We start from the raw sequence: 14,102 nt of genomic DNA on the forward strand, positions 1-14,102 counted from the left end.
CTGTCCTCCGCATTTAAACCTGAGACAACTAGGCCTAGGTTCAACTTACCCATGAACCCAAAGGAATTTACCCATGCCTCTCATTAATCTTGTTGTTGTGCTTATCGTCGTCGGCGTCCTGCTGTGGCTGGTCAACACCTACATCCCGATGGACGGCAAGATCAAAAACATCCTCAACGCGGTCGTCGTGATCGGTGTTGTGCTGTGGCTGCTTCAGGTATTTGGCCTGTTCAGCAGCCTGTCCGGCGTCACCGTCGGCTAGGCAGGGGCACGGCCCCTGCACCCTGAACCTGGAGCCGACTGATAGGCCAGTTCTAATTTACAGATGCCATTAGGCCCGTTTGCGTGAACAGTTCGACTGAGCGCAGGCGGGCCTTTATGTCGTGGATCGGCATGGAGATAATCAGTTCATCAGCCTCGGTCTGCGCCAGAAACGCCTTGAGTTTGGACTCGATGGTTGTGGGCGACCCCACTACCGCATATTTCAGCATATGATCAACCATCGCCGCCTCATCAGGGCTTAACTGCAAACCGCGGTTAGGCTTCGGGAACGGTTTGCGGTCATTGCGGCGCAGATTGGCGAACGACTGCTGCATCGAGGTATAGAGATACTTCGCCTCATCATCCGTATCCGCCGCGACCCCCATGATCCCGACCATCGCATAGGGCTTATCCAACACCGCCGACGGTTTAAACTGTCCGCGGTAGATGCTCAACGCCTGGAACAGATGCTCCGGCGCAAAGTGTGACGCGAACGCATAGGGTAAGCCCAGCATGGCCGCCAGTTGCGCACTATAAAGGCTCGACCCCAACAGCCAGATCGGCACATGCGTATCCATGCCCGGCACCGCGATGACCGGGCGGTGTGTGGCGTCATCGCTCTCACCCAGATAGGCCTGCAATTCCAGAACATCATTCGGGAAATTATCGACCCCGGCATCCATATTGCGCCGCAAGGCACGGGCGGTTTTCATATCCGTCCCTGGCGCGCGCCCCAGCCCCAGATCAACCCGGTCAGGAAACAGCGCCGCCAGTGTGCCGAACTGCTCAGCAATCACCAGCGGCGAATGGTTGGGCAGCATGATCCCTCCGGAGCCAATGCGGATGGTTTTGGTCGCCTGCCCCACATGGGCAATTACAATCGACGTCGCGGCTGACGCGATCCCCGGCATACCGTGATGTTCCGCCAGCCAGTAGCGGGTATAACCCAGTGTCTCGGCGTGCCCGGCCATGAGTGCGGAATTATCGAGCGCCTCCCGCACCGTCCCGCCCTCACCGATCTGCGATAAATCAAGAATGGAAAACGGGATCATCAAACACCTCACAAAGCACAAGAGCGCACCCCGAAAAGTGTGAAACGGTTTTCGGATACAGATGCGCGCTAAAACAAAAGCTTAGAGCACAGTTCCGATCCAATTTGATCGGGACGTGCTCTAAAGCCTTATGTAGGAGGTTCGGTTACGATTTGAAGGTTCAGGCGGGAATTAAAGTCGCAGGGTCACAGACCCTGCACCCGGAACTTAAACATCACTGAAAAATCAGTGTGATATGGTATAAATCACATGGAGATTCTAAAAGGGGCCAGACTCGAATGACTGAAAGTACAGAGAAAAAAGTATCTGAGGTATACCCAAGTCTGTTCCACTACACGACCTACAACGGGCTGATCGGCATACTCCAAAGCCAGTCTCTCTGGGCGACGAACTATCAGTTCCTTAATGATAGTACCGAATTTAAGCTTGCAGCAGAAAGGCTTGTTGAAGAAATCCTGCCTCATTATAAAAAATATCTAAAAGACAAGATCTTGTCAGATCAAAGGTTCGCCCAATTCATAGAATCAGAAGGAGGAACTTCAAAATTTATGGATGAGCCAAGCACTTTGGTTCAAAGCATGTACATAGCAACTGGCGATGAAATTTATATAACGTCATTTTCTAAACATACAGATGCGCCTGTCGCTGCGAACGGACACCTTAGCCAATGGCGTGCTTATGGAGCGGATGGGGGATATGCGATTGAGTTTAACTCAAATGAAATAGAAATTTTACTTCACGAACAAAATTCAAAGTTCGGATTTTTACCCCTACTCGCAGACATGATTTACAGTGGTGATGTCGAAAAATACGCCTCAGAAATGCAAAAAAAAAGCTGACATATTGGTACAAAGAAGTATCGAAATGCTCGATGCGATTTTAAATCGTTATGAATTTAAACCTGATACTGAAGCTTATTCTAGCTTCATTTTCTACGCGGGTAGATACAAACACTGGGCATTTAAAGACGAAAACGAAGTCCGCATTTTAATTGATAGTAAAAATTATGACGATCAAAAAACTACTCCTGATATTCGTTACCGTGGGAGCGTAACGAAAATACCTTACATTCCCCTTTTTGAATCGGGTGATACTTTAAAACTAGAAGAATTGTCTCGAGACAATATAACTTTGCCAATTAAGCGCATTATTGTCGGCCCACATAAAGACAAGCACTTACGGGCAGCATCGCTTAAAACGATCCTGAGACACACAGATATCGAGGTCACTGTGTCTGATATCCCGTTTGTGGGCGTTCACGTATAGAGTTACCCCTCCGTCGCGGACTTCGCCGCGCCACCTCCCCACTTTGTAGGGAGGAGAAATGCCCCCACCACCGCATCTCACGGCCTTTGGCCGCTCGTGCGGTCCCCCTCCCCAGTAAACTGGGGAGGTATAAAAAGACAAATCCCGGCGTCGGGCCGCCCCGAGCCGGGATTTGACAATTTACGCCCGCTCAAAAGTACACTGAGCGAAAGCGAAGGACTTTTGAGCGATTAATCCACGACTTCGGCTTTGGAAGCGTTCTTGTCCTTGGCCGGGGTGATGTCGAAGCCGATCTTGCCCTCGTCGGTGAGTTTGACGAGGATATGACCGCCCTTGATCAACTTGCCAAACAGGATCTCGTCGGCCAGCGGCTTTTTGATGTACTCCTGAATGACCCGCGCCAGTGGACGCGCACCATAGAGTTCGTCGTAGCCGTTTTCCGACAGCCACTTGGCGGCATCGTCGGTCAGGGTGATCGTGATGTTGCGATCCGCCAACTGCATTTCCAGCTGCAGGATGAACTTGTGCACGACCTGGCTGATGACCTCGGCCTTCAGTTGCTTGAAGCCGACGATGGCATCCAGACGGTTGCGGAATTCCGGCGTAAACAGACGCTTGATCGCCGCGTCGTCTTCGCCTTCGACCTTGGCCCGACCGAAGCCGATCGAGTTCTTCTGGTTGTCCGATGCGCCCGCATTGGTGGTCATGATCAGGATCACATTGCGGAAATCGACCTTCTTGCCGACCGCATCCGTCAACATGCCATGATCCATGACCTGCAACAGGATGTTGTAGATATCGGCGTGGGCCTTTTCGATCTCATCAAACAGCACGACCGCATGAGGTTGCTGATCGACGGCATCGGTCAGAAGCCCGCCCTGGTCATGGCCGACATAGCCCGGAGGGGCCCCGATCAGGCGCGACACGGTGTGGCGCTCCATATATTCGGACATGTCAAAGCGCAGAAGCTCAATCCCCAGCGTGGACGCCAGTTGCTTGGCCACTTCGGTCTTACCCACACCGGTTGGCCCGGAGAACAGGTAGCACCCGATCGGCTTTTGCGGATCGCGCAAGCCGGCGCGGGCCAGTTTCATGGCTGACGACAGTTGCTCAATGGCATCGTTCTGGCCAAAGACCACCCGTTGCAGGTCTTTTTCAAGATCACGCAGGGCCTCTGTGTCCGAACGCGACACCGACTTTGACGGGATGCGGGCGATCTTGGCGATAACCGTTTCGATCTCACGCGGGCCAATGATCTTCTTACGCTTGGATTCCGGCAGGATGACCTGCAAGGCCCCGGCTTCGTCGATCACGTCAATGGCCTTGTCCGGCAGCTTACGGTCGGTGATGTAACGCGCCGACAGCTCGACCGCGGTCTTGATGGCCGCATCGGTGTATTTCAGCTTATGGAAGGTCTCATAGTACGGCTTGAGGCCGCGCAGGATCTTGATGGTATCATCCGGCGACGGCTCATTAACGTCGATCTTCTGGAAGCGACGCACCAGGGCGCGGTCCTTCTCAAAGTGCTGACGATATTCCTTATAGGTCGTGGAGCCCATGCAGCGCAGAGCGCCCGACGCCAAAGCGGGTTTCAGCAGGTTGGACGCATCCATCGCCCCGCCCGACGTGGCTCCTGCACCGATGACGGTGTGGATTTCGTCGATGAACAGGACGGCGTTCGGATGGGCCTCAAGCTCCTTGACGACCTGCTTGACGCGCTCCTCAAAGTCACCGCGATAACGCGTGCCCGCCAAAAGTGTACCCATGTCGAGGCTGTAGATGGTGGCCCCAGCCAGAACTTCCGGCACTTCGCCGTCAACGATTTTTTTGGCCAGACCTTCGGCAATGGCGGTCTTGCCCACGCCCGGATCACCGACCAGCAGCGGGTTGTTCTTGGTCCGGCGGCACAGGATCTGAATGGCGCGCTCAACCTCGGCATGACGGCCGATCAGCGGATCAACCTTGCCGTGGCGCGACTTTTCATTCAGGTCAACGCAGTAGGCGGCCAGAGCATCGCCGGTTGACTTTTCGCCCTTGGATTTTTCATCCGACGGCGCACCGTCTTCGGAGGCGCTGCGCACGGCGCGCGGTTCCGACGCACCCGGCTTCTTGGCAATACCGTGAGCGATGAAATTGACCGCATCATAGCGCGTCATTTCCTGCTCCTGCAGGAAAAAGGCGGCGTGAGACTCGCGCTCCGAGAAAATGGCGACCAGCACATTAGCGCCGGTAACTTCATCGCGGCCCGACGACTGGACGTGAATGACCGCGCGCTGAATGACGCGCTGGAAACCGGCCGTGGGCTTGGCTTCTTCGGACTGCGGCACCACCAGCGATTTGAGGTCGGTCTCGATATAGGCGTTCAGCGCCACGCGTAGTTTTGATAAATCCACATTACACGCGGTCATGACGGCGGCGGAGTCCACATCGTCAATGAGGGCGAGGAGGAGGTGCTCTAAGGTCGCATACTCATGATGATGAGCATTGGCGTGCCCGACGGCCCGATGAAGCGTGTCTTCAAGCGCGCTGGAAAATGATGGCATGTTCAGCCTCCTTAAAGCTGTGAGTCAAAACTCTATACTCTCTAGTCCTTTATTCTTGCCCCATAGGTAGTTCGCGAAACTTAAAGTAAGCTAGTTGTTCGCTTGCCAAAAACGCGGCCGGAATTCTAAAAACTGTATCTTCATCTATTACATAGGAAGCGGATCAATCCTTTTCCATAGTACATTGCAGCGGATGCTGATGTCGGCGGGCCATATCGACGACCTGAGCCACCTTCGTTTCCGCCACTTCGTAAGTAAACACCCCGCATACGCCCACGCCCGTCTGATGGACATGCAGCATGACGCGGGTGGCGTCCTCACGCGACTTGTTAAAGAACCGCTCAAGGACATAGACCACAAACTCCATCGGGGTGTAGTCGTCATTGAGGATCAGCACGCGGTACAGCGACGGCTTCTGAGGCTTCGGCTTGGCATCAACAACCGCAAACGGGGCCTGGTCAGGCTTAATGTCGGGAGTCTTCGTCCCGCCCTTACCCGCTGCCGTCACTGCGCCTGCTGACTTTACTGCGATCGTCATCGACTGTGCCATGATGTTAGCGCCCTCAACCTCCTCAAGCGCGAAATCAAACCCGTTACCCGACAAGACTAAACCTCTTTGTTTTAACCATACCCTAACGGCGTTCTTTCAACTTAACGCCACCGACCTGAAGGTCGGATGAACGAAGCGATTTTAACGCCGGTTGGGAACGTAGCCTAATGAAGATAGTACAAACTTTGAACCTGTTAAGGGGCAATCGCCAATACTATCCCCCGTTACGATCACAGTTTACGCCTCTCCGTTACACGCCCACAACACTCTGTTTTTATTAACCAATTTTTGAGCAAAAGCGCCAAAATAGCACTTTAAGCCCTGAAATTAGTTAGCACCTCAATTTTATCCTTCTCGTTGGTGTAAATTAGCACCAGTGAATTTGGCTAAAATCAAAACTATCTGAAAACGATCAGATACTGATTCAAAGTTTGGAACCATCGCCGCAGCGCAACAACTCACGATTTGGTGACGATTGTTTCAATCCACAAGTATGAGCCATTGGTATGTCAGCACTTCAAATTCGCAAACGGTAATTTTCCGCACCGCGCTTTAAAATCTCTGAGCAGCTTCGTTTCAAATGCCGATGGTGATGGATCACTTTCGCCTAATGATTTCCACGCTACGATCAGGTCATTGGCATAGGCTAATTGCCATATGTAACGACCGCCCCAATGCCCTACGGGTTTGCCAGTTCCAAAATCAAAGTAGGATTTAAGACGCTTTCTTAGAGTCGCTTTGCTACCACGACTACCAGCCTTGCCGACATAGACCACGGATTCATCATCCAACCATTTAGCGGTCAGTTTATCAGTGCTGACAGTAGGGTCACGACCTTTGAAATGACCACCAGTGCTTTCGATTATGAACGATGGCGTTGAACCTGACACCGATTTATTGATCGATTCAACGCGCGTAATAACCTGACGCGGCGTCCCTTTTTTGTCCGGTGCCAGATTTGGAACCAGTGCGGTTACGGTCGAGGTCTCGTTCGAGAACGACTTAGATGTGTTAAAAAACCAAGCGTCAGAATAGAGCCTTGATGATTTCTTTGTCATCAGCCCTACGACCAGCCGGTGTTCTGGCTTCATTTTTAGAAATGGATGACCTGAGTGCTATTTGCTCACGCTCAATTTCAGCCAATGCAGCAGCTTTTTGAGCCTTAGCGTATTCATATAATGATTGAGCCGCAGCGCCGGTCTGACCAGCGAATGATGTCATTTTACCAGCGGCATCATCGGCATTATCGCCAAGGGTTTTAGTATCGTCAGCCGCTAGCTTTAAGAGATTGCCATATTTCTTGATGACATTTTCAGCGGATTCAGATGTTGCTTGAAGCTCTTTCAAATCGTTGTTGGCATCGTTCATTGCCAGCGCTAAAGCGCCAAAGACAACCGTCAAACCAGTGATCGCTAACCCAACGGTTCCCCCAAATGCCATCAGCGTCTTATTAGCCGCGCCTGTCAGAGCGTTCATCGCCATTGTGGTTCTGGCTGATGCGATGCTGACCCCATTCAATGATTCCATTTTCGCAGCATCAGCAGCAGCGGATGCGTATGTGGCAGCGGTCAGGTTGACGGTCATGCCGATCAGTCGCGCACCAGCCACGGTCATACCAATAGTAATAGCCGCCGTGACCAGATCAAGATTTTCAGCGATCAGTTCCAGCGCCTGACCCAAACGCTGGCTGACATGAAGTGACTGATCGCCCATGCCAACATACATTGTGATGGCATTGGTCAGCTTGGTCATGCCTTGCTCGACGGTCTGGACTGACTTTCCAGCATTGGCTTCTAATTCGGCTGAACCAGCGATTAACAGGTCAAAGAACTGACGGCTGGAAACACCCCCTGAAATGATGTCAGCCTTGAGAGCCGACACATTACCCGCGTATTTTGATGACGCATTAGCAGCAGCCAGCACCAGAGAAGGCATGGATTCAATGATAGAATTATATTCTTCGGCTTGAACACGACCAGAACCCAAAGCCTGTGATAGCTGTAATAATCCGCCTGATGCCGCCGTGGCATTGGTGCCTGACACCTTCAAAGCCAGACCAACGGTATTTGTCAGGTCAGTGATTTCAGCCTGAGTGACGCCAAGGTTTTTAGCGCTTTGAGACACCTTGCCATACAGGCTACCCAACGCTTCAAGAGGTGCCGCGTTTTTCTGAGCCTGTTCAAATAAAGTCTGTTGAACGCCTTCGAGATTAGCGCCTTCGAGACCGGCGACTTTCAAACTGTTAGAAAAACGGATGGACGCATCATTGGCAGCGATGGCTTTGCTGACGGTCACAATACCGGCAAGCGCCGGAACCAACCGTGTCGCAGCGGCGCTCATGCTGTTCAGACCACTTACCTGATCCGATATCGACTTTTGGATATTTGAAGATTTCCACGCTTTATCAATTGCGGTTGTCGTTTTGACATTATCGTTCGCAATCTTTTTCATGGTCGCGTCGATCTTTTTACCGAGCGCATCCATCTGTTTTTGGACTTTGAGCGTGTCCGCCGTGAATTGGGTCTCTAACTGAGTTTGAATAGCCATCAGTTATTTATTGCTGGCTAATCAAACATCCCTTCGTAATACTCACCAGCAGCCTTTAGCTTTTCGATGACCTGGTCTTTAGTTAGGGTCTTAGCTTTCTTGTCCTTTTCCGATTTAGGCAGGGTTTTGAGAAAGCCGATTTTGGCTTGTTCAAATTCATATAATGACATCCCATTCACCTCTTGAGGCGTGAATCCCATCGCCGCCGTTGAATATGTGGATTCTGCCCGATCACTTAAACTTGATCGCAGGTGCAGCATCCTGTGAATATCATCACGAACCATTTTACGTTGCGCTAACGCCGCTCGGGCGGCCCCGTTCGCCTCTTGAGCTACATTTTAGTGCGCTAACGCTGCGCTTCTTGAGCGCGAAAAAAAATCCCCGGAAGGTTGTTGAGACCATCCGGGGCTACAGCAATTTGGCGAATTGCAGCTATAAATTTTAAGTGCCGGTCTGATACGCGACCGGCCAATGACCGGCGAATAACCGAAGATTACTAAAACTACTTGTAAGACTGGAACTTCTCAACCGCCGCCGTCATGCGGGCGTTGATCGGCTTGAAGGTGTCTTTGAACGAGGCCGACAGGGTTTCAGAAATCGTATTCATTTCCGACACATAGGCTTCGATCGACGACTTGGCCCAGGACGATTGCAGTTCAATCACTTCCTGTACGCTCTTGGCGGTCGACAGGCTCTTGCCCGCTGCAACTGCGTCTTCCCAGTTCTTTTTGGCGAAAGCGGCGGTTTGGGCGCCAACGGTTTCAACACCCTTGGTCGCGGCCGTCATGCTCTCGATGACCGCTTCAATGTTGCCCTTGGACAGGCTGTTGACTTCGTTGAGCATACCCAACGACTTTTCAACGCCGTCTTTGAAGGCTTGGTTGCCGGCAACCGAGGCGCGCTCGACGGTTGATTTGAAAGCTTCTGTACCCGTATCCATGTCAAATATCTCCCTATTTGATGCTAAAGGACTCTTGGTCGAGTCTCAGTCTTATTGGCGAAAAAATATCGCCATAAGTGCAAAACCACTCAGAAACACAACCATTGAAAGCATTTATAACGCAAGCGCACACCGATGTCAAACATTATTGTGCAGTGCACAAAATTCTACGTACGCAAATACCGCCGGTTACCTCACTCAGGATTCCCCCATTGCGGGAGGCCCCTTTATAACCAGCCAAAAGACGCGGCTTAATGCCAAAGGTAGGATTTGTAAAAAATTTAATCTGTAAGCGTTTTACGACACGACGCGGCTTAAACTACGTCACAGCTTATATATTAGCGCGACTCACGCCGGATAAGCCTGATCCTGCGCGTTAAGGGTTTGTAAGCCATAACGGCGTTTTATAGTAAGCTTATTTAACGGCGGCGCGTACCTCCGCTACATTTTGGGCTCAATTGCGCGTTATCGTGACCATATAGTTACAGGTAGTAAGTTGATAGTTACAGGTAGTAAGTTGACTAATCCGCCCCAGCCTGTTGAATTAAGCTTAACCGTGTGGCGGATGGGATCGGGAATCGTGACACGCCTTACCCAAGGTATGATTTCCCGATGCTGACTTAAGTTTTTTAATCAGTGCCCGATTTTTTTATAAAAAAGGCACAAGGTTGTGGCGTAAATCTAGTAAATAAGGAGCTTGGCCCGTTGCGTATCCTCCCCTCAGCCAAGACGCGAATGTCTCTTGAACGCATTTCGCGTAAAACTGCCGTACCGGCCTCAAAAGCCCGTGCGATTGCTGTAGCACGTCCCCAGCGCACCGCGCTGTCCGCGCTGATCGCGACCCTTATTTGCCTGATGATGGTGATCGGTTTTGCCACCGCCGCACGAGCTCAGGACTTGTCCGAACAAAGCGCGCGTTATGCCGCCATTGTCGTCGATGCCCAATCCGGTGAAGTCTTTTACGCCAGCCGCGCCGATAGTCAGCGCTACCCCGCCTCCCTCACCAAGATCATGACACTCTATATGGCATTTGAAGCCATCTCGATGGGTGAGTTAAAGCCCACCGACCTGATCACCATGTCGCCGCACGCCGCCTCCATGCAGCCGGTCAAGGTCTGGCTGAAAGCTGGCGAGACTATTGACGTCGATTCGGCCATGAAGCTGGTCGCCCTCTATTCCGCCAACGATCTGGCTGCGGCGCTTGGTGAAAAGATCGGCGGCACCGAAGCGCGGTTTGGGGCCTTGATGACCCTCCGCGCTAAGGAACTGGGCATGACCCAGACCAATTTCGTCAATGCGTCGGGTCTGCCCGATAACCGTCAGGTGTCTTCTGCCCGCGACTTCGCCATTCTGGCGCGCGCGGTGATGCGCGACTACCCGCAATATTATGAATATTTCCACATCAAGAACTACACCTGGCGCGGTAAGACCTATCATAACCACAATCCGCTGCTGGCCATGTCCGGTGTCGATGGCATGAAGACCGGCGTGACCAATGCCGCCGGCTACAATCTGGTCGCTTCTCAGGTCAAGGGCAACCGCCGCCTGATCGCCGTCATGTTGGGCGGCGACAACAAATCCCAGCGCCGTGAGCACGTCACCGCCCTGCTCAACACCGGTTTTGACGTCATCGCCCGCCGCAATAAGGGTGAAGAAATCCTTGTGGCTCAAACGGCCTTTACGCAGTCTTTTGGATCGGCCTCGGCATCGCCCTACACCGTTCTGGCCCGCAACGATCAACTGATGAGCGACGCCCAGTTACGCGACGCCCTGCAAGGGTCGGAAATGGCCAATTTGTCCGAAGACGTGCAGCGCCTAAGCTCCACCGCCAATGCTCCGGCTGTGGCCAAAGCGCTGGCGGAGGCCAAGGCCAAACCGGCGGCCAAGAAAACCGCGACCAAGGCCAAGAAAAAAGACCCTGACGCCATCTGGGCCATTCAGGTCGGCGCCTTTAAGCAAAAGTCACTGGCTCAGGACTGGACTAAGGATTTGAAAAAGCGCTTCAAATCCAATCTGGCCGAGGCTGTGTCTGACGTCAGCCGTAACGCCAACGGCTGGTATCGCACCCGCTTTGTTGAGATGACCAAGGCGCAGGCCCAGAAAGCCTGTAAGGCGATTGAGGCCAAGCGGCTCGATTGCATGGTGGTCAAATCTTGATCATAAAAAAGCGCTTTGCCCCAAGACTGTGGTTGAAGCGCTTTTTTTATGCCGCCTGATCGTTAGCAGCGCGGCTTAAGGCCCGTTTGGCGGTGCCGCCCATAGCTTTCAGCCAGCCTGATGCCGACACCTCACAGGCCTGAATAATATTAAAGCGGCGGCGCAGGCTCAGGCGCACGCTTTTCGCCTGACTTTTCAACATCGGCAGGGCCTCGACCAGACTATCCAGAATAAGCTCGCCCACGCTCGGTACTGACGACACAACCCCTTCAAGGCATGCCGTCTCCGGCGTCGTCAGAACGTGCTTATACTGCTCGCCGCCACAGCCGAAATCGACCCGCTTCACCCCCAGCGCCTCAACGTGCTGCATGATGCGCATAGAGAGCAGAATGCCGGGGCTATAGCGGCCATAGCTTTCCGCATAGGCCGGGAACCAGAAATGCAGATTATCGCCCTTGATCAGGCAGATCTCAGCCGCAACCAACGCGCCCTCATGGCGGAAAACACCTACCCGCAGACCAAAGCCCTGATCTTGATAGCCAGCCAAGGTTTTAAGCAGGGTCAGGGTCCAGCCGCAGGTAAAGACATCATGCAGGCCTGAGCGCTTATATTGCAGGCGTTTCTGGTCGATGATCCATTCGATGATGGCCGATGTCGCCATTTCCCACGAAAACTCAAAGCCGCCAAAGTCTTTATCGACATTACGAGTACATCTGCCGATGTTCTTGAAAAACTTGTGGTGTTCGGCTTTTTGAGTCTCAAACCACGCCTCATAGCTGTGCGACAGATCGGCGATGCGGCGGATATGGTTGGTGGTTCTGGCCGCCGGGTTCATCGGCCCGACCCAGCCCTGAAACACCAGATGTTGAGCCCCCAGCGATTTTAACAACGCTTTGAAATCGATCTGTAAATCGCGGCGACCGATAATGCCGTGATAATCGGTTAGCGGTGCCCCCAGCGGCTGAATAGTCCGCCCGCGGCGCTGAAACGGAAAGAAACCGGCCACCTGGTCGCCTTCATAGAGCCGCGCCACAAACGCCTTGGGCACACTTTGACCAATGGCCATGACGTAACGCACATCGAAATAGGGCCCGATCAAGTCGTCGCGCTCGGTCATAAAGCCTTGCCACAGCCTGACATCCTCCGCGCTCAATTGATCGGGCTTAATGATGTCAACACGGGAGTGTTTGACCATGGGTGTGTTTCCGCGCGTTTAAGTTCGTCGCCACCCTACCCGAATATGATTAAACCCTACCTAAGCACCATAGTAAACAAGCGATTACCACATGCGCCATGTTACCGCATTATGACCGCCCCGGCGGGCTGAAGGTCTGGGCTATGGCCTGAAACACCGGCAGGGCCTCGCAGGCCTGATGATGGGCCTCAAGGGCCGGACAGGCTTTGAAATCCAGCAGACCGCCATGGGCTTCGGCAATGAACCTGAGCGCACAGGCGACCGCAATATCGGCATGGCCGGGCTGCTCCCCGAACCAGAACTGTGTGGTCAGTCTCAAACACTCGGATTCCAGCACGGCCAGTCCCTCGGTAATTTGCTGACGGCAACGATCAACCCACAAATCGGACGGTGCCGGGTGAAACGCCTGCTCATAAAACAGGCTGACCGCCTTATCAGCCAGCCCGGTCGCCAGAGCCATGATGTACAGCGCCTTTTGGCGGTCGACACCGCGTCTGGCCATCAAAGGCACCACGGCTTGCGCATCCAGATAGTCGATCATGGTCGGGCTGTCGATCAGGACTTCACCATCATCCAGCACCAGAACCGGCACCCGGCGCAAAGGATTATACGGGGCAATCTTATCCCCCTCACGAAAGGTCGACCATGGTTTATGCTCGAACCCGATCCCATATAGCGTCAGGGCAATACCGACACGGCGCACAAAGGGGCTGTCATACTGGCCAATCAGGATCATGCCGACCTCACGAAAACTATTTCAGAGGCCGCAGTTCGTCCCCTAAGCCTGCGTCTTGCATCAAAGTGCGTGCTTCGTCAAACCCGTCGGCCTCAACCAGTATGCGCTTGGGGAACAACCCGATCGAGCCTTCGGTCGCACTGATGTTTCTATCCGCTACGAAATAGGCCAGCCCTGCCGATTTCAGCAGGGTTTCCACATAGGAAATGAGGACCATATTATTGGTGCGGATCAGTTCTTTCATAAAATGAGTGTGTCATCTTTCCACAAGGGGGCAAGCCCCCTTGACCCGTTAGTTAATGCTAACCGGACTGTATCAAGTCAGGAATTTGTGATACATTGATTACATGTATTCAAAGGAGCAGTTATGGCTACGTCCATTCGACTTGATAGCGAAACCGAAGAGCGCCTAAACCAATTGGCCTCATATACAGGACGAACCAAGGCTTTTTATCTGAGAGAACTCGTTGCGCGCGGGCTCGAAGACCTTGAAGATTACTATCTCGCATCTTCGACCATAGAACGCGTTCGCAAAGGTGACGAAGCCGTTCATTCAACCAAGGACGTAAGGCGAGACCTTGGCCTGGACGATTAATTATACCGACACCGCTAGAAAACAGCTTAAAAAGCTGGATAGGCAAATCGCTATTCGTATCCTTGATTATATGGATGCGAGAGTTGCAACGGCTGACGATCCCCGCCAATCAGGAAAGGCGCTCACCGGCCCACTAGGTTCATTCTGGCGCTATCGTGTCGGAGACTATCGCGTTATCTGCGATATTCAGGACGGGGAACTATGCGTGCTCGTCGTCGAAGTCGGGAACCGGAAAGAGGTTTATAGAAAGGATATTTGAC

General features: G+C 52.8%; 16 protein-coding genes. 6 read left to right on the plus strand and 10 right to left on the minus strand.

The features are described 5' to 3' along the window. Nucleotides 1-73: 73 nt before the first annotated feature. On the plus strand, nt 74-262 hold the full coding sequence (locus OVA03_RS05480; protein ID WP_189488796.1) for a Thivi_2564 family membrane protein: 189 nt from the start codon (nt 74-76) through the stop codon (nt 260-262). A 52-nt stretch (nt 263-314) separates the two neighbouring features. Here the strand turns inward: OVA03_RS05480 and OVA03_RS05485 are convergent, their stop codons facing one another. Beyond that, nucleotides 315-1,313 (minus strand): LLM class flavin-dependent oxidoreductase, encoded by a 999-nt coding sequence (locus OVA03_RS05485; RefSeq protein ID WP_267527148.1) that lies wholly within the window; start codon nt 1,311-1,313, stop codon nt 315-317. 278 nt (nt 1,314-1,591) lie between these two features. On the opposite strand from OVA03_RS05485, the gene OVA03_RS05490 reads away from it, so the two are divergent. Together OVA03_RS05490 and OVA03_RS05495 are read left to right on the plus strand one after the other, a co-directional pair. Continuing rightward, entirely contained in the window at nt 1,592-2,152 is a 561-nt protein-coding gene (locus tag OVA03_RS05490; RefSeq protein ID WP_267527149.1) for a DUF2971 domain-containing protein, read from the plus strand. 25 nt (nt 2,153-2,177) lie between these two features. Beyond that, nucleotides 2,178-2,579 carry a hypothetical protein gene (locus OVA03_RS05495; RefSeq protein ID WP_267527150.1) on the plus strand — a complete coding sequence of 134 codons (402 nt, stop codon included), beginning with the start codon at nt 2,178-2,180 and terminating at the stop codon, nt 2,577-2,579. Between the two features lie 230 nt (nt 2,580-2,809). Here the strand turns inward: OVA03_RS05495 and clpA are convergent, their stop codons facing one another. From clpA to OVA03_RS05525, 6 genes are all read right to left on the minus strand, one after another. Continuing rightward, nucleotides 2,810-5,122, minus strand: coding sequence for an ATP-dependent Clp protease ATP-binding subunit ClpA (gene clpA / locus OVA03_RS05500; RefSeq protein WP_267527151.1), 2,313 nt, complete (start codon nt 5,120-5,122; stop codon nt 2,810-2,812). A gap of 163 nt (nt 5,123-5,285) precedes the next feature. After that, a complete protein-coding gene (gene clpS / locus OVA03_RS05505) occupies nt 5,286-5,660 on the minus strand; it encodes an ATP-dependent Clp protease adapter ClpS (RefSeq protein ID WP_373295618.1) in 375 nt (124 codons plus the stop codon). Nucleotides 5,661-6,181: 521 nt separating this feature from the next. After that, nucleotides 6,182-6,730: a hypothetical protein gene (locus OVA03_RS05510; protein WP_267527152.1), complete on the minus strand. Its 549-nt coding sequence runs from the start codon at nt 6,728-6,730 to the stop codon at nt 6,182-6,184. Continuing rightward, nucleotides 6,699-8,219: a tape measure protein gene (locus tag OVA03_RS05515; RefSeq protein ID WP_267527153.1), complete on the minus strand. Its 1,521-nt coding sequence runs from the start codon at nt 8,217-8,219 to the stop codon at nt 6,699-6,701. Before OVA03_RS05515 ends, OVA03_RS05510 begins: the two co-directional genes overlap by 32 nt. A 17-nt stretch (nt 8,220-8,236) precedes the next feature. Continuing rightward, nucleotides 8,237-8,503 carry a hypothetical protein gene (locus OVA03_RS05520; protein WP_267527154.1) on the minus strand — a complete coding sequence of 89 codons (267 nt, stop codon included), beginning with the start codon at nt 8,501-8,503 and terminating at the stop codon, nt 8,237-8,239. A 218-nt stretch (nt 8,504-8,721) separates the two neighbouring features. Continuing rightward, the gene (locus tag OVA03_RS05525; RefSeq protein WP_267527155.1) at nt 8,722-9,159 is read right to left on the minus strand and encodes a phasin family protein; all 438 of its coding nucleotides are present in this window, start codon (nt 9,157-9,159) and stop codon (nt 8,722-8,724) included. 735 nt (nt 9,160-9,894) lie between these two features. Between OVA03_RS05525 and OVA03_RS05530 the strand changes: the two genes are divergently transcribed. Further along, nucleotides 9,895-11,316, plus strand: a complete 1,422-nt coding sequence (locus tag OVA03_RS05530; protein WP_267527156.1) for a D-alanyl-D-alanine carboxypeptidase — start codon at nt 9,895-9,897, stop codon at nt 11,314-11,316. Nucleotides 11,317-11,362: 46 nt separating this feature from the next. On the opposite strand, the gene OVA03_RS05535 is transcribed toward OVA03_RS05530, so the two are convergent. The 3 genes from OVA03_RS05535 to OVA03_RS05545 all read right to left on the minus strand — a co-directional run bounded on the left by OVA03_RS05535 (nt 11,363) and on the right by OVA03_RS05545 (nt 13,491). Next, nucleotides 11,363-12,511: a GNAT family N-acetyltransferase gene (locus OVA03_RS05535; RefSeq protein WP_267527157.1), complete on the minus strand. Its 1,149-nt coding sequence runs from the start codon at nt 12,509-12,511 to the stop codon at nt 11,363-11,365. A gap of 109 nt (nt 12,512-12,620) precedes the next feature. Beyond that, nucleotides 12,621-13,247, minus strand: coding sequence for a glutathione S-transferase family protein (locus OVA03_RS05540; protein ID WP_267527158.1), 627 nt, complete (start codon nt 13,245-13,247; stop codon nt 12,621-12,623). 16 nt (nt 13,248-13,263) lie between these two features. Continuing rightward, nucleotides 13,264-13,491: a DUF2007 domain-containing protein gene (locus tag OVA03_RS05545; protein ID WP_267527159.1), complete on the minus strand. Its 228-nt coding sequence runs from the start codon at nt 13,489-13,491 to the stop codon at nt 13,264-13,266. Nucleotides 13,492-13,614: 123 nt separating this feature from the next. Here OVA03_RS05545 and OVA03_RS05550 point away from each other — a divergent pair, with 123 nt between their 5' ends. Continuing rightward, entirely contained in the window at nt 13,615-13,842 is a 228-nt protein-coding gene (locus OVA03_RS05550) for a DUF6290 family protein (RefSeq protein ID WP_267527160.1), read from the plus strand. Then, nucleotides 13,826-14,101 (plus strand): type II toxin-antitoxin system RelE family toxin, encoded by a 276-nt coding sequence (locus OVA03_RS05555; protein WP_267527161.1) that lies wholly within the window; start codon nt 13,826-13,828, stop codon nt 14,099-14,101. Before OVA03_RS05550 ends, OVA03_RS05555 begins: the two co-directional genes overlap by 17 nt. Nucleotide 14,102 lies beyond the last annotated feature (1 nt).

The organism is Asticcacaulis sp. SL142, from assembly GCF_026625745.1.
GTDB lineage: Bacteria > Pseudomonadota > Alphaproteobacteria > Caulobacterales > Caulobacteraceae > Asticcacaulis.

What these genes read in the sequence shown, in the direction of transcription:
- OVA03_RS05480 (WP_189488796.1), top strand. Translation starts at nt 74, where the DNA reads ATGCCTCTCATTAATCTTGTTGTTGTGCTTATCGTCGTCGGCGTCCTG.
- OVA03_RS05485 (WP_267527148.1), bottom strand. Translation starts at nt 1,313, where the DNA reads ATGATCCCGTTTTCCATTCTTGATTTATCGCAGATCGGTGAGGGCGGG.
- OVA03_RS05490 (WP_267527149.1), top strand. Translation starts at nt 1,592, where the DNA reads ATGACTGAAAGTACAGAGAAAAAAGTATCTGAGGTATACCCAAGTCTG.
- OVA03_RS05495 (WP_267527150.1), top strand. Translation starts at nt 2,178, where the DNA reads ATGCTCGATGCGATTTTAAATCGTTATGAATTTAAACCTGATACTGAA.
- clpA (WP_267527151.1), bottom strand. Translation starts at nt 5,122, where the DNA reads ATGCCATCATTTTCCAGCGCGCTTGAAGACACGCTTCATCGGGCCGTC.
- clpS (WP_373295618.1), bottom strand. Translation starts at nt 5,660, where the DNA reads ATGACGATCGCAGTAAAGTCAGCAGGCGCAGTGACGGCAGCGGGTAAG.
- OVA03_RS05510 (WP_267527152.1), bottom strand. Translation starts at nt 6,730, where the DNA reads ATGACAAAGAAATCATCAAGGCTCTATTCTGACGCTTGGTTTTTTAAC.
- OVA03_RS05515 (WP_267527153.1), bottom strand. Translation starts at nt 8,219, where the DNA reads ATGGCTATTCAAACTCAGTTAGAGACCCAATTCACGGCGGACACGCTC.
- OVA03_RS05520 (WP_267527154.1), bottom strand. Translation starts at nt 8,503, where the DNA reads ATGGTTCGTGATGATATTCACAGGATGCTGCACCTGCGATCAAGTTTA.
- OVA03_RS05525 (WP_267527155.1), bottom strand. Translation starts at nt 9,159, where the DNA reads ATGGATACGGGTACAGAAGCTTTCAAATCAACCGTCGAGCGCGCCTCG.
- OVA03_RS05530 (WP_267527156.1), top strand. Translation starts at nt 9,895, where the DNA reads ATGTCTCTTGAACGCATTTCGCGTAAAACTGCCGTACCGGCCTCAAAA.
- OVA03_RS05535 (WP_267527157.1), bottom strand. Translation starts at nt 12,511, where the DNA reads ATGGTCAAACACTCCCGTGTTGACATCATTAAGCCCGATCAATTGAGC.
- OVA03_RS05540 (WP_267527158.1), bottom strand. Translation starts at nt 13,247, where the DNA reads ATGATCCTGATTGGCCAGTATGACAGCCCCTTTGTGCGCCGTGTCGGT.
- OVA03_RS05545 (WP_267527159.1), bottom strand. Translation starts at nt 13,491, where the DNA reads ATGAAAGAACTGATCCGCACCAATAATATGGTCCTCATTTCCTATGTG.
- OVA03_RS05550 (WP_267527160.1), top strand. Translation starts at nt 13,615, where the DNA reads ATGGCTACGTCCATTCGACTTGATAGCGAAACCGAAGAGCGCCTAAAC.